Annotated in this window: 16 protein-coding genes and 1 tRNA gene; 13 read left to right on the top strand and 4 right to left on the bottom strand. The window is 49.1% G+C overall.

Features of this window, described 5'->3' with window-relative positions; genetic code table 11:
- Positions 1-22 precede the first annotated feature (22 nt).
- The 4 genes from JIN82_RS12655 to JIN82_RS12640 all read left to right on the top strand — a co-directional run bounded on the left by JIN82_RS12655 (position 23) and on the right by JIN82_RS12640 (position 3,203).
- Positions 23-859, top strand: a complete 837-nt coding sequence (locus JIN82_RS12655; RefSeq protein WP_200312016.1) for an Lpg1974 family pore-forming outer membrane protein — start codon at positions 23-25, stop codon at positions 857-859.
- A 125-nt stretch (positions 860-984) separates the two neighbouring features.
- Positions 985-1,797, top strand: a complete 813-nt coding sequence (locus JIN82_RS12650; protein ID WP_200312015.1) for an Lpg1974 family pore-forming outer membrane protein — start codon at positions 985-987, stop codon at positions 1,795-1,797.
- A 166-nt stretch (positions 1,798-1,963) separates the two neighbouring features.
- The gene (locus JIN82_RS12645; protein WP_200312014.1) at positions 1,964-2,290 is read left to right on the top strand and encodes a hypothetical protein; all 327 of its coding nucleotides are present in this window, start codon (positions 1,964-1,966) and stop codon (positions 2,288-2,290) included.
- A 4-nt stretch (positions 2,291-2,294) separates the two neighbouring features.
- A complete protein-coding gene (locus JIN82_RS12640; protein ID WP_200312013.1) occupies positions 2,295-3,203 on the top strand; it encodes a DMT family transporter in 909 nt (302 codons plus the stop codon).
- A gap of 306 nt (positions 3,204-3,509) precedes the next feature.
- On the opposite strand, the gene JIN82_RS12635 is transcribed toward JIN82_RS12640, so the two are convergent.
- A tRNA-Cys gene (locus JIN82_RS12635) sits at positions 3,510-3,583 on the bottom strand.
- Between the two features lie 129 nt (positions 3,584-3,712).
- On the opposite strand from JIN82_RS12635, the gene JIN82_RS12630 reads away from it, so the two are divergent.
- On the top strand, positions 3,713-4,675 hold the full coding sequence (locus JIN82_RS12630; RefSeq protein WP_200312012.1) for a 6-phosphofructokinase: 963 nt from the start codon (positions 3,713-3,715) through the stop codon (positions 4,673-4,675).
- A gap of 1,313 nt (positions 4,676-5,988) precedes the next feature.
- Here the strand turns inward: JIN82_RS12630 and JIN82_RS12625 are convergent.
- Positions 5,989-12,477 carry an NPCBM/NEW2 domain-containing protein gene (locus JIN82_RS12625; protein ID WP_200312011.1) on the bottom strand — a complete coding sequence of 2,163 codons (6,489 nt, stop codon included), beginning with the start codon at positions 12,475-12,477 and terminating at the stop codon, positions 5,989-5,991.
- Between the two features lie 515 nt (positions 12,478-12,992).
- Between JIN82_RS12625 and JIN82_RS12620 the strand changes: the two genes are divergently transcribed.
- The 5 genes from JIN82_RS12620 to JIN82_RS12600 all read left to right on the top strand — a co-directional run bounded on the left by JIN82_RS12620 (position 12,993) and on the right by JIN82_RS12600 (position 17,685).
- Entirely contained in the window at positions 12,993-13,430 is a 438-nt protein-coding gene (locus tag JIN82_RS12620; protein WP_200312010.1) for a 23S rRNA (pseudouridine(1915)-N(3))-methyltransferase RlmH, read from the top strand.
- Between the two features lie 90 nt (positions 13,431-13,520).
- Entirely contained in the window at positions 13,521-14,726 is a 1,206-nt protein-coding gene (locus JIN82_RS12615; protein ID WP_200312009.1) for a vWA domain-containing protein, read from the top strand.
- 37 nt (positions 14,727-14,763) lie between these two features.
- A complete protein-coding gene (locus JIN82_RS12610) occupies positions 14,764-15,537 on the top strand; it encodes a YbaY family lipoprotein (protein ID WP_200312008.1) in 774 nt (257 codons plus the stop codon).
- 27 nt (positions 15,538-15,564) lie between these two features.
- Entirely contained in the window at positions 15,565-16,557 is a 993-nt protein-coding gene (locus JIN82_RS12605; protein WP_200312007.1) for an HAD family hydrolase, read from the top strand.
- A 69-nt stretch (positions 16,558-16,626) separates the two neighbouring features.
- Positions 16,627-17,685: an alkene reductase gene (locus JIN82_RS12600; RefSeq protein WP_343221744.1), complete on the top strand. Its 1,059-nt coding sequence runs from the start codon at positions 16,627-16,629 to the stop codon at positions 17,683-17,685.
- Positions 17,686-17,752: 67 nt separating this feature from the next.
- Here JIN82_RS12600 and JIN82_RS12595 read toward each other — a convergent pair whose 3' ends face one another.
- The gene (locus JIN82_RS12595; protein WP_200312005.1) at positions 17,753-18,397 is read right to left on the bottom strand and encodes a DUF4870 domain-containing protein; all 645 of its coding nucleotides are present in this window, start codon (positions 18,395-18,397) and stop codon (positions 17,753-17,755) included.
- 98 nt (positions 18,398-18,495) lie between these two features.
- On the opposite strand from JIN82_RS12595, the gene gshAB reads away from it, so the two are divergent.
- Positions 18,496-20,802 carry a bifunctional glutamate--cysteine ligase GshA/glutathione synthetase GshB gene (gene gshAB / locus JIN82_RS12590; RefSeq protein WP_200312004.1) on the top strand — a complete coding sequence of 769 codons (2,307 nt, stop codon included), beginning with the start codon at positions 18,496-18,498 and terminating at the stop codon, positions 20,800-20,802.
- Here gshAB and JIN82_RS12585 read toward each other — a convergent pair.
- Positions 20,799-22,262 (bottom strand): sulfatase family protein, encoded by a 1,464-nt coding sequence (locus JIN82_RS12585; protein WP_200312003.1) that lies wholly within the window; start codon positions 22,260-22,262, stop codon positions 20,799-20,801. The genes gshAB and JIN82_RS12585 overlap by 4 nt on opposite strands.
- A 1,523-nt stretch (positions 22,263-23,785) precedes the next feature.
- Here JIN82_RS12585 and JIN82_RS12580 point away from each other — a divergent pair.
- On the top strand, positions 23,786-25,030 hold the full coding sequence (locus JIN82_RS12580) for a hypothetical protein (RefSeq protein ID WP_200312002.1): 1,245 nt from the start codon (positions 23,786-23,788) through the stop codon (positions 25,028-25,030).
- A 35-nt stretch (positions 25,031-25,065) separates the two neighbouring features.
- A complete protein-coding gene (locus tag JIN82_RS12575; RefSeq protein WP_200312001.1) occupies positions 25,066-25,509 on the top strand; it encodes a hypothetical protein in 444 nt (147 codons plus the stop codon).
- The last annotated feature ends 201 nt before the right edge of the window (positions 25,510-25,710 follow it).

Raw genomic sequence — 25,710 nt, 5'->3', positions numbered from 1 at the left:
ACGTTAGTTTTTACGCCGTATTATGAAAACACAAAATACTATCAAATCTATCGGGTGTGCAATCGCGGCTTCTGCAGCGCTTGTAGCCACAACACAAGCTGGCGAAGTAATGCCAATGGCAGCGGCACCAGTAGCAGATTGCCCATGGGGCCTCGGTCTCGAAGCTCTCTACATGAAAGCCCATGGTGTTGACGGTCGTTATGCAGAGCAAGACTATGAGTTTGCTTGGCGTGCGGATCTTTCCTACAAACAAGCTGATAACCTCGGTATCCGTTTTACTTACTTCTGGTTTGAAGGGTCAGATGACACTGCTGATTTTACAGATGATTTTTATACAGGCTCTGAATACTCTGATGTTGACGTTCAGTACGGAGACCTTGAGTTTTTTGATACTTTTGAATTAGGAGCATGGCAGGGTGAATATTCCGCTGGTATTCGTTGGGGCGAACTTAATTCTGAATATGGTTATACAGAAACGGACGGCTTTGGAATCTATGAAGAAGCCAGGCAGTCTGAGTTTTCAGGTTGGGGGCCAACATTTGGTTTAGAGCTGGTTCGACCAATTGGTAGCAATTTCTCTGTATATGCCGGTGTACGAGCATCATGGCTGTTTGGAGATAACGACGTTGATGAGGCAACTGTAGGCGGCGAGTCTATTAGAAATGAATATGAAGACTCTTATTCTTCAAGCGAGTCACTCTTCATCGCTGAAGGTACACTTGGCCTGCAGTATGACTATCTCGCCTTCCGCGGTTGTCCTTCCTACGTGCGCCTTGGTGCAGAAGCGCAGAACTGGTCCGCTAGCGGCGAAGATGTATCCCTGTTTGGTGGATCACTTCGTTTCGGCTTCGGTTTCTAATCACCCCGATTTAATAGCATAGATCATATCGCTTGTTTGTGGCTCCTCCATCGTTCTGGGGGAGCCATTCAGCTAGCTAGTTTCTATTTACATAATTACTCTCCAAAAATTTTAATACAAAATACATGATGAAAAAATTTCTTACATTAGGTGCCGTAGCTGCCATGGCAGTTAGCGCAAACGCAGGCGAAGTGATGCCAATGGCAACCGCTCCAGTAGCAGATTGTCCATGGGGTCTCGGCCTCGAAGCTCTCTACATGAAGGCTCACGGTGTTGACGGTGACTATGGCGCAGAGCAAGACTATGAGTTTGCTTGGCGTGCAGACCTTTCATACAAACAAGCTGGCAACCTTGGTGTTCGCCTGACTTACTTTCAGTTCAACGGTACCGATGACTTTCAGTCTTATTCAGAATTCGGTGGTGGGGAAGAGCGAGCATACGCGGATGCAAAATACGCTGATCTTGAGTTTTTTGATAATTTTGAGCTAGGTGCTTGGCAGGGTGAATACTCAGCTGGTATTCGTTGGGGTGAACTGGACAGCTATTGGAATGATCGTTATAGCGGTTATGAAGATTATACGAGTTCAGAGTTCTCTGGCTGGGGGCCGACATTCGGTCTTGAGTTAGTACGCCCAATTGGCAATAATTTCTCAGTTTATGCAGGTGTTCGCGCATCATGGATCTTTGGTGACAATGACCGCAAAGGTAATTACTCTGAAGATGACCTAATCGATCCGTATCTCGACGAGCCATATAGCGTTTCTTCAAGCGAGTCACTCTTCATCGCAGAAGGTACTCTCGGTCTGCAGTACGACTACTTAGCCTTCCGTGGTTGTCCTTCATACGTGCGCCTTGGTGCAGAAGCTCAGAACTGGTCAGCTAGCGGCGAAGATGTATCCCTGTTTGGTGGATCACTTCGTTTCGGCTTCGGTTTCTAATCGGCTGAGATAATAGCAAAGATCAAATCGCTTGTTGCGGCTCCTCATTGTTCGGGGGAGCCGCATTTTTTGTGGCTGGTTGGAGGTTTGAGCTGGCTGGAATGCGCTTGCTATTGGGATGGACCCGTGGCACTGGTGGTGACGGGTCAGCTGGCTCGAGATGACTATGGACAAAGACTTTGTGCGGCAGATTGTTAAGGGCTCGTTGATTGTGACGGTGTTTTTTGTGCTCTTGTGTCTGGTGGCGGTATTTTCGTATCTGCCAGGATTTCTCGGTGAGTGGTCGAAGGCACTGTTGGCTATTTTGACCAATCCGGTGCTGATGGCGGTGTCGCTATTTTTCCTTGGTCTGACATTTGTATTTCTCATCAATGGCATCCGCCGCAACCGTGAAGGTAATGATTACGTGAGACTGGATGCTGAGGGGAAACCTCAGCTGGATGAAGATGGCGTGGCTCTGGAAGATGAGCAGCTGAATGCGGATAAAGAGTGAGGCCATGAAATGGGTCACCAAGCGCAGTTTGCCATTTGTGGTTCTCTTTTGCGCCTTACTGTGGGGTAGCGCTTTTCCTGGCATTAAAGGAATCTACGCGGTTTGGGAAGCTGCTGGTATCTCAGCTGGCTCGGCGGAAAGGCTTTTGCTAGCTGGCGTGCGTTTTTCGCTGGCTGGTACCTTGGTTTTGCTGATTGCTCGGCGACCATTTGCGCAGCTAAAAGGGGCCCCGATTGGTAATCTGCTGATCTTTGCTAGTCTGCAGACGGCGGTGCAGTATTTCTTTTTTTACTGGGGGCTGGCGGTTTCTAGCGGTGTGCTCGGTGGGCTGATGTCGTCTAGCGGGACATTTTGGTGGGTACTTTTGGCGCCGTTGATGTTGAAGTCGGCAAAACCCAGCTGGAAACAATGGCTGGCGCTGTTGATTGGTGCCGCGGGCGTAAGCGTGGCGGTGTATGCTCCGGGCGCGAGTGCTGGCTCGCCGATTCACGGGCTGGGGTGTTTTGCTGCCTCTACGCTGTCGGGCGCGCTGGCGGTGATTGTTTTACAAAAGGGGGTGCAGCAGCATATGGGCGCGCGCACGGCTACAGGTTTTGCGCTGTTGCTGGGTGGTTTGATGCTGGCGCTAGCTGGCTGGCCAGCGTGGGGGCGTTTTGCCGAGCTATTTTCGCTAGAGGTGTGGGGGTTTACCTTTTACCTGTCTATGGTTTCGGCGCTGGCGTTTACCACGTGGAACGAGCTCACTACACGCTTCCCTGTCAACTTGCTGGCTGGCTATCGATTTATGATTCCGCTGAGTGCGGTTTGTTTGTCGGCATTTTTTGTTGATGGAGAATCTATCGGCTGGCAGCTAGCTCTAGGTGGCGGGCTGGTTTTGCTGTCTATCGTGCTGCTGCAGCGACGGGCTAGCTAGCTGGATGATAATGTTTGCAGTGTGGGTTTTGCACGGCGGCTTGGTAGCTTTGACGGGTCGTGCGTTTTTTGCTTCGGCTGCTGCAAATCCTGCTGATGGGGGTAATCGGGTGTTTAAATACAGAAGGGGAAGGATTTCTGGTGGGGGAAATATGACACAGGATGAAACGACTGTATTTAGCAGAAATGCACATGTTTTCACCAAAGTGCTTTTGATATCTAGGCGAGCTGAAATGTGAGAATAGAGGTGATCAGCTGAGACGCGGACACAAAAAAAGCGCCAGAGGCGCTTGATTTAGAACGAATTTGGAGGCGGAGGCGGGAATCGAACCCGCGATGTCGGTTTTGCAAACCGATGCCTTACCACTTGGCCACTCCGCCGCTGGGCGTGTAGTAATAGGATTCTGGCTTGGTGTCAATAGCTCTTTTACACTTCTTTTTTTTCACAGGGTGGACTTGTCAAAAGGGTCCAAAGGCTTTATGTGAATCCCTGACTCATACTTATTTGATATGGAAGGAATTGCGATTATGACATCTGGCGGCGATGCCGCAGGCATGAATCCCGCTATTAAGTGCGCGGTTGATTATGCACGCTCTAAGGGATTGAAACCGTTTTTGGTATACGATGGTCTGCGAGGCCTGATCGACGGTAAAATCGTTGAAGCTAAGCGTGAAGATGTCTCTGGCATCATGTACCGTGGCGGCACAGTCTTGCGCTCATCACGTTCAAAGCGCTTTTTTGAATACAAGTACCGTGAACAAGCATACAAGCACCTACAAGAGCGCAACATCAACAAGCTCATTGTAATTGGTGGTGACGGCTCGTTCCGTGCGCTTAACGACCTCTACAACGACTTCAAAATCCCATTTGCTGGTATTCCTGCAACGATCGATAACGACATCGCTGGTACGGATTATTGCTTGGGTGTAGATACTGCGATGAATGTTATCCGTGAAGCGGTTGACAGTATTCGTGACACAGCAAACTCATTCAACCGTGGTTTCGTCATCGAGACTATGGGACGCCACTGTGGTTACCTTGCTATGGCAAGTGCGCTGACAAGTGGAGCTGAGATTTGTCTGGTACCGGAAATCGAGTACGACCTCGACAGCATCCAGGAGCGTCTCAGAGTGGAGATCGAAGAGGGACGTAACTTCCTCATCGCTATCGTCGCTGAAGGCTGCAACATGGGTGACTACCTGACACGTTGGATCAACGAAACTCTGAACATGGACGCGCGCCTTACCGTGCTTGGCCATATTCAGCGTGGTGGTTCTCCTACTGTGCGTGACCGTCTGATGGCATACAAATTTGCAGTGAACGCTGTGGATTCTCTGCTCGATGGTGGCACCAACGACATCATGGTGTACAAAGGTGGTTCATTTGGTGGTATTCCAATCCACGATGTGGCTGGTAAGAAGCCTAAGATGGACCAGACTATGCTCGACCTGTGCACACCGCTCAGCCGCTAAGCTAGACTTATTTTTACAAAACAAAAACCAGAGCCGCATGGCTCTGGTTTTTTTTTGCTTTGGCGTTGCCTAGGGCTACGAACGACCGCCACTCCTTGGCTAAATAATGCACGGCATTTTTTGGTGAGAGCGATTGGATTCATCGTAGTTATGGGGTTTGCTCGCTTTTTAGGGCCTGAAAAGTGGGTTTTTCTGTGGGTGTTTTAGCCAGCTGGAGCTTCCATTTTCCCTTCGGGAAATCCTGCCTGTGGGGATGGCTATCCACGGGTGGCGCTCGCTGGGCTCGCTGACCCGTGGCTAAAGTCCATTAGCCCTACGGGCTAGCCAGCTAGTTGCAAATAATGCACGGCATTTTTTGGTGAGAGCGATTGGATTCATCGTAGTTATGGGGTTTGTTCGCTTTTTAGGGCCTGAAAAGTGGGTTTTTCTGTGGGTGTTTCAGCCAGCTGGAGCTTCCATTTTCCCTTCGGGAAATCCTGCCTGTGGGGACGGCTATCCACGGGTGGCGCTCGCTGGGCTCGCTGACCCGTGGCTAAAGTCCATTAGCCCTACGGGCTAGCCAGCTAGTTGGAACGAAAGCTGGCTGGAATCAAAATCAGCTGGGATGGGAGTTCGTGGAAACCACGAGGCTGAGGGCACGAAAACCAGCGGGAGACAAAGCCATTTTCACCCGAAATGAGAGCTTATTGGCATTATCAGCGTTGTTTGGTGAATGGTCGCCACGATGTGGCTTCTCAGCTTCTGGAACTCACACCCTAGGCGTTGCCTAGGGCTGCGAACGATCGCCACTCCGTGGCTAAATAATGCACGGCATTTTTTTGTGAGTGCGATTGGGTTTCTTGTAGTTATTGGGTTTGCTCGCTTTTTCGTGCCTGAAAAGTGGGTTTTTCTGTGGGTGTTTCAGCCAGCTGGAGCTTCCATTTTCCCTTCGGGAAATCCTGCCTGTGGGGATGGCTATCCACGGGTGGCGCTCGCTGGGCTCACTGACCCGTGGCTAAAGTCCATTAGCCCTACGGGCTAGCCAGCTAGTTGGAATGAAAGCTGGCTGGAATCAAAATCAGCTGGGATGGGAGCTCACGGAAACGAAAACCAGCAGGAACGAAAACTAGCTGGGAATTTGAGCTAGCTGGGAATGGCTAGTGGGTGGAAATGATTCAGCCCTTGATCTGCTATGGAGGCGAGATCAAGGGCTGAGTTTGTTTGTGTTCGGCTCATCTAGTGAGCTTATGTTTCCTGAAGTATCAAACTAGACTCATGGTTTTGTGAGCTGGGTGAGCTGATGAGTCTATTTTGAGTGTTACTTCTTGGGATTATTATTCCTCTTCTGCGTGTACGCGGATGAATAGCTTCGGCTGCTCGTCTTGCGGCGGCAGTGTGAAGGTAGCCATGTTTTCACCAGCTGAGCTGGATGAGTACTGGGCGTTGAGCTGTTCTTGTGGAACGGCCTGCCAGCTGGAGAGGTCGAATGAATACTCCGTTGTGTAGCTGACGTTGTCACGCTTCATGTGTGTGGTTTCCCATGTACCGTCTGGACGCAATGTGTGATGCACACCGTGGTCGCCAAAGGCGTACTTGTCGAAGCTGATCTGATCACCTGATGGCAGGTCGTCAGGAGTGGTCAAGCCGAGCGGCTTGTCGACATTGCCTTGGCCGGCAACCCAGCCAGCGTAGTCGTTTTTGGTGAGGTAAGCACCCGCCCATGCGGCGTAGGCGCCACCGGTGGAGCTTGATCTACTGGTGACAATGCTGAGTTCATTGACTCCGGATACATCGAGGTTGAGGTGAACCAGGTCGACGATGCAGATGGATTCCTGATAGAACAGCTCTTTGCCATCGCCGTAGATGGTAATGATCATGGAGCGATCTGTGCGTCCTGAGAGGTTAGCAAAATCACTGACGAAGGTAGAGTACTCACCATTGAGCTGGTAGTTCATGGTTGAGTTGGCTCTACAGCCAATGCCTTTTTCGTATTCGATGCCGGCAATGATGATGGCTCCTGTGTTGTTATTTTGCTGATCGATGCCAAAGGCATTTTCTCCATTCTTCGACCCTGATGCCATTTCTAGATCACTGAGGAAGGTGACGCCAGCTGGCATTGGAGCTACTTCTGGCTGGCTGCCAGAGGTAGGAATGGTGATGGCGTACGAGATGTCTTCCGCATCAGGAAGCGGTACGAGTACGAGCCTGTCGATATTGAGCGCGTGGCCAGAAGCCATGGTGAGTTCGAAGGTATTGGTACCTTCACTGAGCTCAGCGATGAAGCGTTGCTGAGTTGGGTTCACCGCAGCTGGCTGGATGGTAGTCACGGTGCCTACGCGGATACTGGTCTGACGTGCTGCACTGCCGCTTGGTACGGTTTGAATATTATTGAAGGCAAATTCACCAAGTAGTGAGTCATTGTGGTAGATGGCTCCATCCCTTTTGGTATTGCTCAGGTTATCAAACTCGTAATCAAGTACGACGAGGTAGCGGCCAGCTTGTTCGATCTGAGGCATCCAGATGAGGCGACCGTCGGTACCGGAGAGGTAGTAAACCATTTGCTGGTTACTGGCGTGCTCCATGTCATTGAGTCGGCCACCTAGGTAGATACCGTGTTCAGCTTCGTAGCAGAGGAATTCTGCATCAGTGAGCTCAATCGTATCGTCCTCGTCAGGTTCTCCACCGTGTGATGGGTTGTCGATTTCAGGCAGATCCCAGCCTTTTGGATAGACGATCACGCGGGCAACGTTTTCATCTTTATCACCAGGTTTGTCGGTCACGGTGAGGGCAAACTTCAGAGTGGTTGGCTCTTGTACGCTTGGTGCGGTGAAGGTTGGCTGCACGCTTGTGGTTGATGACAGGCTTACAGATGGTTTGCCAGCGTCTTGAGAGTAGGCCCATTTGTAGTAGATCTCGTCGCCATCAGGATCATCTGATGCTGATGCATCTAGAGTCACCTTATCGCCAGAGTTTACATATTGTACGCCACCGGTCACCGCCCATGGGTGGTGATTGAGGTTGCTGCCAGCTGGCTCAAAGTAAACAAGCAATACAAGTGGAGTATTCACGCCCCATTCGTCTTCAGCATTGATGGTGAGAACGTTTGGTCCTGGGAATTCAGCCGCCATCTTGTCGGTCACCTCCATGGTGAAGTCGTAAGTGCCTGATTCTTCATTCAGCTCGTACTCGCCAGGGAATCCGTAAGTGACGTTGATACGCACTTCGTCGTTATCTGGCTCGCTGAGCAGCGTTTTAACCACTAGGTTCTCACCAGCGCGGGCGCGGAAGATGTTTTTGAATCCACCAGGTCCTTGGCCCTGCTCAGCTAGTTTGAGACTTGGGGCACTGTTTGCACGTACTTCTAGAGTCATGCTACGTTTGCTTTCCAAGCCGGAGGCGCTACGTGCGATGAATGTCAGCTGGTGAACACCTACGTGTTTGTCTTCAGCGCGGAGCCAGTACAGGCCACCTTTTTTGCGGTGGTTTTGTACAATCTCACCGACTGAACCAACGAGTTCCATTTCCATTTCCTCGCGGAAATCTGAGCAAATGGTCAGTGGCAGGGCAAAGCTCTGGCCGCTGTAGACGATTTGGTGATCGTCGAATGGATCAATCTCAGGAGTTGGTCCGTCTAATGATACTTTGATGGTAACATCTTGGAAGGCGTGTTGCGAATAATGCGCGTCGCTTTTCGCTTTCACGCGGAATTTGTGTTCGCCGATGTCATTGATGGTTGGTGTCCAGCGGACAAAATAATCGTACTCGCCAATGTTATCTGGCTCGCGAGATAACTTCGCGCCAGATGGCATATTGATCGCCCACACGGTAACATCACCATCATAGGGCATGGCGCGCATGATGTAGAGTTTGTATTCTTGGCCAACTTTGACATGACCGGTGCCACGACACAGCAACGCTGGTCTGTCTAGCTCGCCGTGCAGCAGTGGATTACGTGCCCAGCGCTGGACAAATGCGCGCATGAACTTTTCTTCCGCAGGGTCTTGGGCAAACTTAGCTGTATAATTATACATGTCTGAGAATGGGCCGCTAGAGGTGTCATCAGAAACGAGGTAACCGATGCCGTCACAGTGATCGCAGCCTTCTCCGCCACATTGACCACATTCTACCCAATCTGAGCCGAGAGGCAGGTAGCCATCTTCACAGTACTTACAGCCAGAGCCATCACAGGCGAGGCAGCCTACCAGAGAGGTTTCATCTCCCTTGCCAATGAGGATTTTCCAGTCGTAATAAACGCTGTGCTCAAGCACGGCGCGGCGGCCAAGGTAAGTCTCTTCATCATCATGCAGTTTGTAGCCAAGTGAGGCCTTACTATCGCGTGACTTGGAGCCGTCTTTAGCGTAGCTAGCAGCAGTTCCTTTTACAGAGAAGTATCTGAGTACGGTTTGGTGGAAGTGCTCCATTTCTTTGCCGTATGTTGGGCACCAGCAGCCCCATGGGCCAGAGGTAGCTCCAGTGGCTGGATCCCTATCAGGAGAAATGCCTGAGTTGTAGTCCCACCAACCGTGTTTCATTCTCTGGAAGGCTGATTGTCTGCGGCCATTGCGCTCGATATCAACGTGAGCACTACGCGTACCGTAGTAGATGACGTCGTGGTCCATGGCTGAACCCAGTTCAAAGTTCCAGTTACCAGGTCTGTCCCACTGACCGTCTACCCATCGAGGCAGTTGGTTTTCATAAGTGGCAATACGCAGCCAGTTATCCTGCGACATCTGGGCGATGAATAAGGTATCGTAATCCCAGTTTCCTTCTGCCATCAACTCATAGTTAGGAGATGCTTGACCAAATGGGTTGTACAGGTTCTTGAATAATTTCGCGGCGTCACTCAGAGATGATTTTCCTGTACCATTCTCAGCAATGTGAGCTGCGATTGGGTCTGCTGAGTAGCTAGGTGGAATGAAATGTGGAATCCATTCGTTCCATGTCAGCCTGCGCTTGTATGAGAACTGCTGAGTTCTGTCGTATTTGTTTTCGTCAAAATGAACATCCTCAATCACCGGATACTTGTGGCCTGACCACGCCGCATAGAAGTCTTCAGAGCGGTTCAGATGTGGGTTGAGCACACCAGGACGTTTTTGTAATGGGCCAGACTGCAAGAATGAGTCATCAAAGCTTTGGAATGGTCCAGGGTGGTTGTAGCGCAGGAACTCAAATACTTTTTCGCCTGCCTCTGGGTCACCAAGTGGACCAGAGAATTTCTTGGTACTAGAAACCACTCGGGTATCATTAAATGCCTCACCAAACATTGGCATGTCAGCACCACCGTGGCCGTGACAAGCACCACATTTTTCGATGTAAATCGCTTCACCATCTGCGAGGCGCTCAGGTGAGAAGGCATCTTCAGCCATGTAGGCTACCGTGCGCTTGCCAGTTTCCTTGAATGGCAGCTCGAAGGCTTCGGGTAAAAATCCTGGGCGAATCCAGAAACCCTTGTTGAAAACCAACTCGTAGAGCTCGCCAGTCTCGGCGTCTACGGCGTAAATAGGTGCCGCTTGTAGCGTTTCATAAGCGCTTGTAGATGACTCGTAATGCAGCAGGTTCACTGCCAGAGGAATCGAGTCGCTATTTGGATAGATGAGGTGAATCGCGCTGCCAGCGGAGAGATTGATCTCACCGTTGATGTGTAGGAAGCTAGAGTTGTTTGCCCAATCTTGCGGGTTTTCATTTCTATCATAAGGGAAAAATTCCAGTGTTTGGTTTTCACCGAGGTTCAGAGAACTACCCTCAGTAATGCCCACGCGGTCGACAACCAGTCTGCCGTCTTCTAACTCAACCGTACCACCACCAGCATCTGAACCAATCCACAGAGTATCATTGAGGTTAAGAATGCCACCATCGGTGATGGTGATCGTGCCATTATTGTCGACCTGAGTTTGGCCGTTGACTTCGTTCAAGCTACCATCACCCAGAATCAGCTCAGAGCCGTCACCTGAAATAATAATGTCGCCAAAGCGGTTGTAATCGTCGTCGATGGTAACTGAGCTGCCATCATTATGGTTAAACTCGTGGTAATACTCACCTGGTAGAAGGAGGCGCGGCGCCAGCCAGCTATGGAATGCATTGGCTGCATTTTTAGCGTCTTCGCCGACTAAGCGTAGCTCTTGCACACCAGTCACGTCTACCTCCACTTCTTGTAGGTCGTAGCGCGCCATCACACCACTGTCGTAGAGCAGCTGGTCGTCACCGTAGATCTTCATGTTCATAGCAGCTCCGCTCTTTGAGTTAGGCGTCGCAATGATCGTTCTGAATTTGGCATATTCGCCACCGATCTCATACACCACTTCACTGTCAGCATGACAAGCAATGCCTTTTTCATAGTAGATAGAGTCGCCTGTTAGCGGCCCCCAGTTCTTCACCCGGGTATTAATGCCAACACTTCCCCAGCCCACTTTGACGCTCTTATAGCTCATGCTTGTGAGCCCAATCGCATCGTCCTCGTAGATGCTACCTGAATTGGTCGTCCATACACCATCGCCAACGTAGCTTAGAGAATAAGTTCTATCAGTGTAATAACTTCTCAGCCTAACTTCAGATGAGGCAAACTTATCAATCGTCGCAGCTGGAGTTTCAGCTGAGAAAATTCTGATGTCACCAAAATAGGAATCGTTAGGATCGTAGCGCAGCTCAATCACTGGCGGAGTTGAACATTCGATATCGCCTAACAATGTGATCGGTTCAGCGTCAATCTTATACGAGTTGATGATGAGCTGAGTATCACCTTTGAAGCTCAGAGTAGACCCCACATCAGTAGTCAGCGTATTCACTGCTAAGGTGCTATTATCAACAACAATCTCACCTTCGTCCACCAAACCAATATGGCTGCTAGAATCTAGCGAGCCACCATCGGTGATGAGAATGGATTGGTATCTTTTGCCCTCACCCACCTCAGTAGCTGAGCTGTAGGTTTTGTTTTCATTATTGAGAACCAGCTCGCGGTGAGTTGGTACCACCCAGCCACTGCCGTCCCAAGAAATCGGATGCATGTCGCCATTGTCATCCTTACAGAAATAAGAAAACTCGTCGTAGAAATTGATTCCTTCAATGTCAGCAAACAGCTTGAAGTTAGGATCAAATTCCTCCGGGTTAATCAGCAGAGCAATGGTATTGTTACCTGAGAAATCGTAGTTAGATAGCTCGTTTTGCTCAAAATATAGGCAGCCGTTTTCTTCCCAGTTCGAAGATGTGCTTACCCCATCTACCTCAATAGTGGAGTCCTTCATCACTAGGTCATTACCTGCATAGATCTGGAAACGATAGGTGACCAAGGTCCCATTATCCATTTCAATGCGGTTCTTGCCTGCGGTGACCCCAGATTTACCAAGCTTAACGATACCGCCACCGGAAACGCGGCCACCGTTACGGATGATCATATAGTTTTCAGAACTACTTCCTGCACCGATACGTAGACCGTTGCTTTTGTTAGTAATGTTAACTTCAGACCCTTCGCCGTCTACCACAGCCCAGTTGTTATGAGCATTTTGATCTCTACCAATATAGAAATAGCCAGTCTTAATAGATCCTCCCTGAATGACTTCGAGATAGCAGTTCTGCGCGTAGCTCCGCCCCACAGAAGTGCCCCTATTGTTGGCTGCATAGTAGTAGCCATCGCCTTTAATGGTGAGTCCGCATAGCAGACTTGCATCCAAATCATCAGCTTTGATAATATTCAAGTCATCACCTGATGTATTGGATTCTTCCAGCACCGCACGTGTGCCATCGGCGATTTCTAATGCCCGAGCATGGGGCGCTATCAACGCCCCTGCTAGGCAAAGTGCCATCGTCGCCTTACTTGTTTTTTCTCTCATTGGTTTGCTAGTTGTGTTTTTCGTGAAATAAATACCTTTATATCGGCAGTATGTGTGTGTAGCGCAGCTGGAAACCGAGTTGCACTTGTACTCCCAGTGACTAGCTAGGAGGAGGGGGGGAATTAACAATCCCAAGGACTGTGAATTAATATCTAATTAGAGGTATGAAAGTGCCTAAGTAAATCATATTTCGGTAGTCGTATCAAACACTTGTGTAGTGTTTTGACCGAGTTATTTTATAATATTTAGAAATCTTAACTAAAGATGAAAGAGTGCTATATAATGTACTTTTGTCGGTCCAATGTGGAATCGATATACATTATATTGATCGCTATGATGCTGGGGTGAAATTCAATAATCGGTTTAGTATAACGTTTTGCAAGAGCCGTAAACACTGTCTAACGAGTGTTTTGTTTCTGTTATCTAATTATATGACATCTATTTTCCACAGTCTTAGTTAGATTGCGAAATGCAATTGGGCTGGCTAGCAGGGGAGAAATTGTCATACTTAGCGCGTGAAGCATTTGATCATCGCCGCCGGGAAACCATCATTGAGTTATGCCAAAGATGGAGTTGCTGAGTATTTGAAGCGGCTACGTCGTTACGGCAACTTTGAAATCAAGCATATTAAAGACGGTAGCAGTGAAGATGTCTCAGCTCGTTTGTTAGCTGCAAGCGAGGGCTGTCTCCGTGTCGCTATGGATGAGCGTGGTGAATCACTCACAACCGGTGAGTTAGTGACCAGGGTGAATAAATGGGAGATGCGTGGCACCAAGAGAGTCGCCTACCTGATAGGCGCATCAGATGGCCATACGCAGGCATTACGTGATCGCGCTGATATGATTTGGGGGCTCTCGTCGCTGACGATGATGCATGAGTTAGCTCTATTGGTGTTAGTGGAGCAAATTTACCGCGTGCATACCATCAAACGTGGTGAACCCTACCACCGCTAGAGATCTCGCCGGCGAGAGGCCTTTACAGACTCTTTACACAACACTGCTGATTTTTGACTTAGCTTGATCTTGTAAATCCAAGAACAAGTTATGAAAAAGAAAATCAATCTATGTGTGATCTCATTGTTAGCTGGTTTAGCCAGCGTGACGGCAGCTGAAGCAAAAGGAGCGCGGCCAGCTAGTGATAGAGCAGTTGAGCAGCAAACCGTGCGAAAGCCACTAGCAGCTGAACAAGCTAGCAAAGTGCAAATCGCCATTTTGCTAGATACCAGCAACAGCATGGACGGTCTGATTGCTCAGGCTAAAACCCAGCTGTGGAAAGTAGTTAATGTCTTCAATGATGCCAGCCAAGATGGCAAGGTTCCCTTTGTTGAAGTAGCGCTTTACGAATATGGCAATGATGGGCTCAGTAAGGACGGTCGTTGGTTGCGTCAGATCCAGCCACTTAGTAGAGACCTCGATCAAATCAGTGAAGATTTATTTAGCCTGACTACTAATGGAGGTGCTGAATTTTGTGGAGCTGTGATAGATCGCGCTAGTTCGGATTTGAAATGGGATGCCTCCGCTGACGTTTATAAAGCGATTTTCATAGCTGGCAACGAACCCTTCACGCAGGGACCAGTTGAGCCGATGAATGCTGTAGAGCGGGCTGCGGCAAAAGGAATCATCGTCAATACCATCCACTGCGGAGCAGAAGCAGTTGGCATTAGTTCTGGCTGGAAACAAGGCGCTGAAATGAGTGGCGGTAAATTCATGTCTATCAATCAAGACAAGGCGGTGGTGCATATCAAAGCTCCTCAGGATGCTGAAATCCTCAAATGTAATGCCGCACTCAATAAGACCTATTTATCTTATGGCAGCCAAGCGAAACATAAAAGGACACAGCAATTACGCCAAGATCAGCAGGCTGAAAGGCTGTCTGAGAGCGGCGCTGCAGTGCAGAGAACTTTGACTAAGGCGTCGTTGAATTATTCTAACTCTGCCTGGGATCTTGTAGATGCCAGCCAGCAGGAGGGTTTCGAGTTGAAGTCTATCAAAGAGGATGAACTGCCAGAAGAAATGCGCAAGATGGACTTAGCTGAACGTCAGGCATGGATTGCAAAAATGGCTGGAGAGAGAAAATCCGTGCAAGAGAAAATACGCCAGCTGAATGAGGAGCGTGAGAAGTTTGTCGCCGAGCAGATGAAAGCTATGGCGGAAGAGGATAAAGCTAACACATTAGGTGATGCCGTGGTGGACGCGGTGAAACAACAGGCTGAAACACATGGGTATAAATTTGATAAAGATGCAGAATAGCAGTTTGCATTTACTAAGATTCACTTACTGTAGGCACATGATGAAATCGATTTTATGCGGTGCGCTGGTACTAACTAGTGGCATATTGATGGCTGAAGAAATGAACTCAGACAAGGTGGAGGCGGTCTCAGCTATTTCGCTAGAGGGCACACAATGGCAGCTGGTGGAAATAAATGGTGAGCCCATTGACCTGCAGGCTGGTGACCAACCGGCACGCGTTCCGAGAATCCTCTTTGATGCCGAAAAATCCACCCTTGGCGGGCTAGCTGGTGTGAACCGCTTTAGCGGCACCTATGAGCTCGACGGCCAGAAGCTTAAGTTTGGCCCATTGATGCTCACCCGCATGATGGGGCCTGAACATCTGATGGCTATCGAGGGCCAACATACAGGGATGCTGGGTCGTGTATCTAGCTGGAAAATCGAAGCTAACCAGCTGGTCTTGTCAGATGACTCTGCCGCTGAGTTGCTAGTCTATCAGGCTGAAATGCCAGCTGTGACGGGCACAGTAAGCTACCGTGAACGCATTGCTCTGCCAGCTGGCGCAGTTCTCAAAGTGGTGCTCGAAGATGTCTCTATCGCCGATAAGGCGGCCACAGTTATCAGCCAGATCGAACAAGCTGCTGGAGCGCCTCCAATGGCCTTTGAGCTCAACTACGATGCGAGTAAAATTGACCCAGCAATGCGTTATAATGTACGTGCTCGCATCGAGCTCGACGGCAATTTGTTATTCATCAGCGACACAGCGGCACCCGTGCTAACACACGAAAATGGCTCAACTGTGAACTTGCTTTTAAAGCAGCTTGCCAGATAGTTAGGGGAGAATACATTCTCTCCTACAATGAAATCATTCCTCATTAGCTCCACATTTGCCCTAGCCTCAGTAGTTACTAGTCTAGCGGATTCGCTGCCTTCATGGACTGAAGACTCACCTAGCAAAAAGTCTATCATCGAGTTTGTCACCAAGGTAACAGATCAAAAATCAGACGACTTTGTGCCGGCCTATGACCGCATCGCCGTGTTTGATAACGACGGCACATTGTGGCCAGAAAACCCACTGCCATTCCAGCTGCTTTACGCCATAGACGACATTAAGAGCCGAGCTGCGGATCATCCTGAGTGGCAGAAAAGTGAAATCATCAAAGCGGTGATAGATGGTGATTTAGCTAAGGTGAAAGCTGGCGGCAAACAAGGGCTGATGGAGATTTTGAAAGTCACACACAGTGGCATGACTACCGATGAGTATGCTGCTAACGTAGCTAACTGGGCGGCTTCAGCTCAGCACCCTAAGTTTGCGGTCAAATATACCGATCTCACCTATCAGCCAATGTTGGAGGTGCTAGATTACCTGCGCGAAAATGACTTCAAAGTTTATATCGTTTCTGGTGGCGGTGCAGATTTCATGCGAGTTTGGTCAAATGAAGTTTATGGCATTCCGCCAGAACAAGTGATTGGTTCTTACACCGATGTCAAAGCTGAGCTGCGCGATGGTAAGTATGTGTTAGTGAAGCAGCCTGAGCTTGCTCACAATGATGATAAAGAAGGCAAGATTGTTGGCATTCACCGCTTCATTGGCCGCCGTCCGATTGCCTGTTTTGGCAATAGCGATGGTGACCAGGCGATGATGCAGTGGATCACGGACGGTCAGTCTCCTAGCTTTGGTCTTTATGTTAAACATACCGATGGTGAGCGCGAGTACGCTTATGATAGAAACCCATCCAGCTCAGGTAAATTTGATAAGGCATTAGATGCTGCCAAAGAAAATGACTGGGTAGTTGTCGATATGAAATCTGAGTGGCAGCGTGTCTATTCAGGTGATGTGGAGAAAAAATAACTATGGAGCCAGCTGGTTTGACCTTTTCGCCAGCTGTGTTCTATTGGCGTGAAATTTTATAATCACAATATCATGACACTACTTGATCCTATCAAAGTTGGCGCGCTTGAGCTGCCTAACCGTATCATCATGGCTCCGCTAACGCGCTGCCGCGCCAGCGAAGGACGTGTGGCTAACGAGATGATGGCTGAATACTACGCGCAGCGAGCTGGCGCTGGCTTGATCATTTCTGAGGCATGCAGCGTAACGCCGCAGGGTGTTGGATATCCTAATACCCCAGGGATTTGGTCGGCTGAGCAAGTAGCTGGCTGGAAGTTAGTCTCTGACGCAGTGCATGCCGCTGGTGGCAGAATTTTCCTCCAGCTGTGGCATGTCGGGCGCATCTCAGACCCTATCTATCTAGATGGTGAGTTGCCAGTGGCGCCAAGTGCGGTGCAAGCAGCTGGACATGTTAGTCTGGTGCGGCCAGAGAAGGCATTTGAAACGCCACGGGCGCTTGAGCTGGCCGAGATTCCAAAGATTGTTGAATGTTACCGTCAGGGCGCTGAAAATGCTAAGCTAGCTGGATTTGATGGCGTGGAAGTTCATGGCGCTAACGGTTATTTGCTAGATCAATTTCTGCAAACTTCAACCAACCAGCGTGATGATGAATACGGTGGGGCATTAGAAAATCGTGCACGTTTGATGTTAGAGGTCGTCGACGCCTGTATTTCTGTTTGGGGTGCGGAGCGCGTTGGTTTACACATTGCGCCACGCTGTGACGCTCACGATATGGGCGACGATAACCCACTAGAAACATTCAGCTACGTGGCCGAGCAAATGGGTGAGCGCGGCATCGCCTTTATCTGTGCTCGTGAGCATTATGATGGCAAAACAGAGTTGGGGCCGCAGTTGAAAGAAAAGTTTGGTGGCGTCTACATTGCGAACGAAAAGTTCACCTTCGAGTTAGGCAATCAATCTCTATCATCTGGTGAAGCAGACGCTATAGCCTTTGGTGTTCCCTATATTGCCAACCCTGATCTGGCGCAACGATTTGCCGCTGGAGCCGAGTTGAACGAGGCCAAACCAGAGCGTTTCTACGCAGCTGGACCAAAAGGTTACACGGATTACCCAACCATGAATCGATAGATTTTCTCGCTAGAAAACAAAAAGCGCGATGGAGCAATCCATCGCGCTTTTTTTGAAAAGTAATGATCTACTTGATGAATCTAATGGTCATTGGGTAGCGATACATCTGACCTTCGTTAGCCTTCATTGCAGCAATGATGCAGAAGATGATATCGATGAGAATGACCGCTGGTAGAAGTAGGGCGCCAATGCAGAAGAAGAAACCAATGTAGGAAACGACAAAGGCAATTAATATGGTTAGCTGGAAATTGAGCGCTTCTTTGCAGTGTTCGTTAGTGTACGGGTGAATGTCTGGCTTGAGCTGCGGGATGAGCAAGGGGCCAAGGAACATGATGACTAAGCCTGAGAGGTGGGCCAGCATGGCCAGCTGTCTATCTTGCGGGCTAGGTTCGCCAGTGTTAGCTGGCGTTTGCGGCATTTCTGGCGGCGCAGCGGCAGCTGGTTTTTCTGGAATGTTAGGAGGCTTGCTTTCGGCTGTTTCTGGCTCGTTGATAGAATCAGCTGGCTCTGTAGCTGGAGCTGATGAATCTGCTTCGAGCTGGCTGTCCTCAGCACTGTCAGCTGGCTTGCTAGTGGCACTGAATGGAACTTCAGGTTTGGGCACGCTAGGGGTAGGTACTTGAGGAGTTGGAATCTGCGGTTTCGGGATTTGAGGTTCTGGGATGTTTGAGTCTGAACTCTCTGAAATCGAAGGGTCTGCATCGTTATTCATGGGCATAGTTGACCATTTTAGTTGCTCTAGGGCAATAAATTATGCTGTCAGGGGAACAATTCGTTGAAATTTGCCTCTCATGAGAGAAAGGTATGGATATGAAGTCGTCATCAATTTTTGCTGAGCCGTGGGCGCAGCCGTATTTACTAGAAGGTGCATTCGGGCTGGAAAAGGAGCACGTGCGGGTTGATGAGGCTGGAAATTTGGCGCTCACACCACATCCAAGGGCATTTGGCGACAAGCTGGCCAATCCCTACATCACGGTGGATTTTTCGGAGAGCCAGCTAGAAATGATTACCCCTCCGCAGCGCAGCATGGGTGAGGCATTAGGTTTTTTGGAAACGATCCACGATGTGGTGGTAGAGAATCTAACTGACGAGCTGCTGTGGCCTCAGAGTATGCCGCCTGCCTTACCTGAAGATGGTAGCAAAATTCCTCTAGCAGTATTTGACGACGAGCATCGCGCGCTCACCGAGTACCGTGAGTTTCTCGCACAGACCTATGGCAGAAGGAAGCAGCTGATTTCGGGCATTCATGTGAATATCAGTGTGTCGGACCAGCTACTTCGTGGCATGCAAAAACGCCTCGCGATGAACGATCTAACTTTTTCTGAGTTTAAGTCGTGGGCGTACATGAGAGCACTGCGCAATATGATGCGCTATCGTTGGATGATGGTGGTGATGTTAGGAAATGCTCCAGCCGCGCACCAAAGCTACGCGAGCATGTGCTGTGATATGCCTGAAACCGGTGGCGATGCCCGCGGCTCTGAGCATTCGGTATCTATCCGAGCCAGCATGTGTGGTTACCGCAACAACGAAGAGTTCATTTTGGACTATAGTAGCCAGAGTGGTCTCAATTGCTCAGTTAGATCGTTAGTGGATCAGGGCAAGTTGATTCACGAAAAAGAACTTTATAGCCCAATTCGCCTGAAGTGTGATCATAAGACTGGAGAGCTGACCCATTTGGAGTTGAGGATTTTGGACCTCGATCCAAGTGTAAAGGTGGGCATTCGCCCGCAGTCATTACACCTTTTGCATTTGTTTATGCTGTGGGCAATGGGGCAAGATGAGACGAGGGAATTTGACGCCGACGAGCAAATGATGGCGGTGCAAAACCAATATCGCGCCGCTTGCTGTGGGTTTCATAGTGAATTGCTAGATGATCACGGCGTGCCATTTGCCGATGGAGCAAAAGACTTTGTTGTTGATTTTCTATCTGAGTTAGAATCTTTGATCGTCGATGACGGTGAGCTGGCTGGCGAATACCGCAGTAGCTTGGCTGATTTGCATGCCCAGCTAGCTGGCGGGCAAATTTCTCCGCTGGAGCTAACAAAAAGGCAAATCCGCGAGCATGGATTCGTGGCGAGTAACTTGCAGCGGGCTAAAGATTTTCGAGCTCAGAGTTTGGCCCAGGGGTTTAATTTTTATGCCTATCAGGACATGGAACTTTCCACTCAGTTGATGTTGCGCGAGGCGGTTTTGCGTGGGGTGAAATTTGAGTTGATAGATCGGGCTGAGAACTTTGTGAAATTTGAAAAGGCTGGGCATGTGGAATACGTGCAGCAGGCCACTAAGACATCACACGATACCTATAGCTCGGTGTTGATGATGGAGAATAAGGTGGTTACCAAGAAGGTGTTAGCTGATGCGGGTATCAGAGTGCCGCAGGGTGGTGACTATGACGATGTGGCTCGCGCTAAGGTAGATTTTGCCATCTATCAAGGTGAGGCAATTGTGGTGAAACCCAAATCGACAAACTTTGGATTAGGCATATCAATTTTGAAGGAAAATGATAGCCGGCAGAACTACGAGCAGGCGTTGGAAATGGCCTTTGCGGAAGATAAAAGTGTATTGGTTGAGCCATTTATCAGTGGCCGCGAATTCCGATTTTTCCTTATCAATGGGAAGGTGGAGGGCATCTTGCATCGTGTTCCTGCTAATGTGTTGGGCGACGGAGAAAGCACCATTTCTCAGCTGATAGAAGAAAAGAATTTAGACCCACTGCGCGGTGTTGGTTACCGCACACCACTAGAAAAAATTGCCGCTGGGCCAGCTGAGGAGATGTTTTTGCAAGCCCAGGGATTAGGTTTTCACTGCGTACCTGCAGCTGATAAAAAAGTCTATCTGCGAGAGAACTCCAACATCAGCACTGGTGGAGACAGCATTGACTTCACTGATGATATTCACTCCAGCTATTTTGAAATTGCTGAGCGTGCAGCTGCGGCGATGGGGGTGAATATCACCGGGCTGGACATGATGATAGACGATATCAATGAGCCAGCTAGTGAGACTAACTATGCGATCATCGAGATGAATTTTAATCCAGCAATTCACATTCACTGTCACCCCTATCAGGGAAAAAACCGCCAGCTGAATGTGAAAATGATGGATTTCCTAGGGTACTAGTTTTTTGCGTTATACTCGGAAAGTGAGCGCTCGTAGTCGGCCTCGGCGTCTTTTGACCAGCTGAGTAGTTCTGCTTTCATGCTCTCAACTTTCTCAGGCATCTTAGCGGCAATGTTATTATCTTCATACGGATCGGCCTCGAGGTCGAATAGCATGATGTTTTGCTCATTGCGCTTAGACTCGATGAACAGCTTATATTTGCCTTTGATCAATGAGCGGCTGCCTCCAGCTGCAAATTGAATTGGCGCAGGGCGTTCGGTCATTTTACCTTCTAGCAGAGGGTTGATGTCGATGCCGTCGTATGTGCGATCGTTAGGCATTGGGATGCCAGCTGCTGCTAGGACGGTAGGCATGTAGTCAGTTAGTACTGTAGGCACGGCTGATGTGCTGCCGGCTTTGATCTTGGCTGGCCACTCGATCACGCCAGGAACTAATGTGCCTGCTTCCCAAAGGCCATATTTGCCACCTTTGAATGGCCCAGGTGAGCCGCTAGGACCGTAGCGGAATTTACCATCGTTAGCCTCGCCTGCAATGAGCTTGGCTTGGCCTGGACCTGCAACGCGCGGGCCGTTATCACTGGAGAACATGACCATGGTATTGTCGGCTATGCCAAGTTCGCGCAGCTTTTCACGCAGTCGGCCAACTTCCACATCCATAGCAGTTACGTTGCTGAGATAGAGGGCAAGTTTGTCGTCCATATCCTCTGGATAGAGTTTGCGCAGCTCTGGGTTTTGTGAAAGCGGGTTGTGCACGTGGTGGAACCAGACGGCTACGGCAAATGGTTTTTTTGCTTTCGCTTGTTCTTCAATAAAACCTAAGGTTTTATCCATGACGATGGTGGCGTCATCTTTGCGCAGTTCTGGGCGCGCTTGGCCTTCCTTTAGGCTAATGAATTTTCCGTTATCAAAGTAGAGATGTTTCTCGTCCTTGTTGTTAGGTAGTTTGGCGTACGGATCGTAGGTGTAGAGAATGTTGTGACTAGTGAACCAGTCATCAAACCCAGCCATGCCTGGAGTCATGAAGTTTTTTGGCGTTTGCTCTTGGCATAAGTAGCCAACGTGCCATTTGCCGTAGTGAGCAGTGGCGTAGCCAGCATCGCGCAGAGCTTCAGCATAGGTGATTTCGGATTCCAACAGATGCCATTTTCCAACAAATCCATCAGCTGGAGTTTTCATGTAGCTGGTTAGGCCAACACGCAGGTTGTTGCGTCCAGTTAGGATAGCAGCGCGTGATGGTGAGCAGGTGGCACAAGGAGCATAACAGCGGCTCAGGTTCATGCCGTTGTCAGCCATGGCATCTAGGTTAGGTGTTACTATCAAAGGGTGGCCGTTGTTGCCAATGTCACCCCAACCCATATCGTCGGCCAGCAACATGATGAAGTTTGGTTTGGTCTGCTCTTCAGCAGACACTGGGTTACTTAGCATAAGTGCCCCAGCTGCTAATGGTAATAGGCGTTTCATATTTGGTTTCGTGGTTTTTTGTAAGCGATGATTTGTGCTGCAAGGCTTACGAAGTGGTAATGAATGATCACTATGCGGAAGATGAATCAGTTTTCAAGAGTGAAAGAAAATTTCTAAAGTGTAATGTCAAAAATGCTAGTTCGTGTACAGGTAGGCGGGCCAATACTTCTAGCTAGATGTTGATGGTGTTAGGAGAGTGTTGGCTAGCTATGCCAGCGGTAGGCAGGCAGCATTTGCAGAGAGTGTGGGGGATTGGGACTGGCATCTAGTTGTAGATGCCGGTCTTTTTCTAGCTAGATTCTCCAACTGGAGCCGGATGAAGGAGCGCTTGTAGAGTGCGTGTATTATAGCTTTCTGCATATAATCTGAGCGTCATCTAGCCGCCGCTGGCACCTTACCCATCGCCGAAGTCCTATACTCTATCCATTGATACTGATTTGGCCCTTGCTGCGAGCTTCCAGCCGGTGGCGATTCCGCAATATACCTACGCGCAGGGAGGGCTGCCACCTCGCCGCCGCTGTGCAGATGTCACAGCCTGATCATTACAATCAGCAGGCCGCCCCTCAGGCTGTTCATGAATACTACCCATAAGAACATATCCTTATCTTCTAGCCGTCTAAAATAAATCACTCATTCGCTTTACTCGAATTAGCGGATTTGTTAGTTGTCTAATTAGTTCTAACTTTTATCGTGATTTCAAGCACTCTTCACCATTCAGCTTTCCAAAAAAGTACTATCGGCAATCACTCATTTTAACCTTTCCTATCATGAAAACTATCAATCTAGCTAAATATCCCGCCCGCAAGCACCACATAGATAATGCTACGAGTCTCGGCTAATCGGATTTTTGGAATGTTAAATCACTTTACCATTATTACGAACCAATACTGTTAGCCAATAATAAGAAATGACCTGTAATTGCACACAATACCAACCCATAGAGCTAGACCGAATCAGCATCAAACGACGAATCAAAGAATCGCCAGCTATTCGTAAGTCTTTGGTAGTTCTGAGTGAGAACACAGAGCTGCGGCTATCATTGTTTCAATGTCCCAGCTGCGAGCAATTCTGGCAGAGTGGACACGAATGGAATTTTGGCGACGAAGAATATTTATTTCAGGTTCCTCCCATCAGCATAGAAGAATGGCTGGAGGAGTCATATAAGCAGCCAGCCGCAATGATGATATACTCCGCAATGATGAGCGACTATTACGAGAAGCTAGGGGACGACCAGGGTGATTCATCGTGCCGTGTTGATGGTTGCTCAGACAGGGTTGTTCGATTTTGCGTGTTTTGCAAGCAGCATCAAGTCGAGTCCCTTCAGGGCCAGGGGAAGTTACCCCAATTTCCTATTGGCCGAATTTTTCCACCTTATGACGGCTCATAATAATTTGGGCTAACAAGTCGCTGCACCCAACCGCTTCCCCGCCGAATTAATGACCTTTATGACCATTTCAATCCCAACCCAAAAACCTAGCGCGCTGAGTGGTCAGCGGTTGGTGTGCTAGACGTTCTGCCAAGAAATGAAGCACATAATTTTCACGACGTTCCTAGGAGTTGTTGGAGCACTCTTGCTCCCAACGGCTGTCGCGGACGAATCTACGACACTATCCGAGATGCTCGATAAGGTGCAGGCCAATGCCGATACTGCAATGGACACGCGTTCTCTTGCCCGCGATTGGATCGGCGATATTGCCGACGAGGATGGCAAGATTGAGAGAATGAGATTGGAGAAAGGGCGCATCATGGATGGTGAGATAGCGCTTCTCCGCACATATCCGAATGGAAGCTATCTGGGAAGTGATGCTCCAGTCTACATCAAGTCAATCCCTACCAATAAGAAGATTCGCATATGCTCCACGGTTGCTGAGATCAAGGAATTGCTTGGTAATGGACGACCAAGCTTTTCCGGATGGGGAGGCCCGAAGGGAATACATAGTTCTCACTCGTGGGTTTGCTTCAGCCCGTCAGCTGAGAATCGCCTTACATATATCAGTGTATTTGCGCATACTTCGTTCAATGAGGAGCAGCGAGCGAAGGGAATTACTCAGGTAAACGAACTTGTAATTCGGAGGGGTAAATTTCGACCGACTAATCCCACGAACCAGAAGGAACGCGAGGTGTATCTTTCCGGAGCGGACATGTTCGCTGCTGAGGAAGCAGAGAAAGCACGAAAGCGACAGCGCTATCCCCAGCCACTTAGAGATTTAATTCTGGCTGACGAGCATCCAGATGATTCTGATTTGAAACACCTTTCGGCAACAATCCAAGCAATACGGGAAGCTCCCCATCCCAAGCTATTTGCCCAGCTTGTCCAAGAGATGGACGAAGGAACGCTTAAGATTCGATCTCTCCTGAATCACATTCTTCTCAATGAACATGAGCTATTGGATCTGAGGGAATGGCGAGCACCGGAAGAGGCTATAGCAGTTGGCGCCTGCATCGATTCACTACCGCTCGCGAAGAATGGTGCCAAGGATGATCTCGTTGAGATTGTTCTTCGCGTTTGTGGGGGCGGAAAGATCGAGATCGAAGGCAAGAATGGAGGAAGCAGTATAGAGGTGATTCCTGCTGAGAGTGGCTACCGGTTGATTCTTAGTGGTGCGTCAGATCCACTTTCTCTAGCAGAGGCTCAGAAGGAGCTTCGACGTCTCTACACCAAATCCAAGGCAGAACAAGACGGCGCTGACCAACCCGCTACCGCTCCGGATTCGAATTCGGAGGGCAACCAGAACCCCAAACCTGAATCGGAGGGGCGCTCCCAGTAGGGGGTGGCAGGCCTCGGACGTTAGCAAAGAATATCATGAAAGCCACAATCACATCATTTCTCACCATCATATGTATCAGCTTTGCTGCTGCTCAAGAACCGGAAGGCTGGGATAAGCGTATTGTCCACTCGAAGGATGAGCGCGCATTGACGAAACTCCCAAGTATCAAGGTTATTTCATCAAATAAAGAACATATAGAAGTTAAGGTGAGCAATAATACTGGATTCGATTTATCATATTATGGCTATAGCCCCCAATCCCCGCAGCTTTACTTTAAGAAGCTTGTTGAAGGTAAGTGGGTAGCAGGAGGCTGGCACTGGTGCGGTACAGGTATGAGCCGTCATGTACTCAAGAATGGATCGTCTGTAACCATTAAGCTATCATCTCGAAAGAATTCTCAAGCGTTCACCATTTTCTATAATTCAACGAATAGCAAGGAGTATAGTTTTGCTAAGCTCTACGAGAACAAATCGGGCTAACAAGGCGCAGCGCCCAGCCGCTTCCTCGCCGAATTAATGACCTTTATGACCATTTCAATCTCAACCCCAAAACGTCGCACGCTGAGCGGTCAACGGTTGGTGTGCTAGACGTTAGGCTAAAAAATGAAACCAACACAGCGTTCAATCATAGATGGCGAGAGTTCTAGTGGTAGCGTCAATGTCGTATCTCGATGTGGGGAT

This window comes from Persicirhabdus sediminis, assembly GCF_016595495.1.
Classification (GTDB): Bacteria; Verrucomicrobiota; Verrucomicrobiia; order Verrucomicrobiales; family Akkermansiaceae; genus Persicirhabdus; species Persicirhabdus sediminis.
The sequence above is the reverse complement of the archived record's forward strand: the minus strand, read 5'-3'. Positions and strand labels throughout refer to the sequence as shown.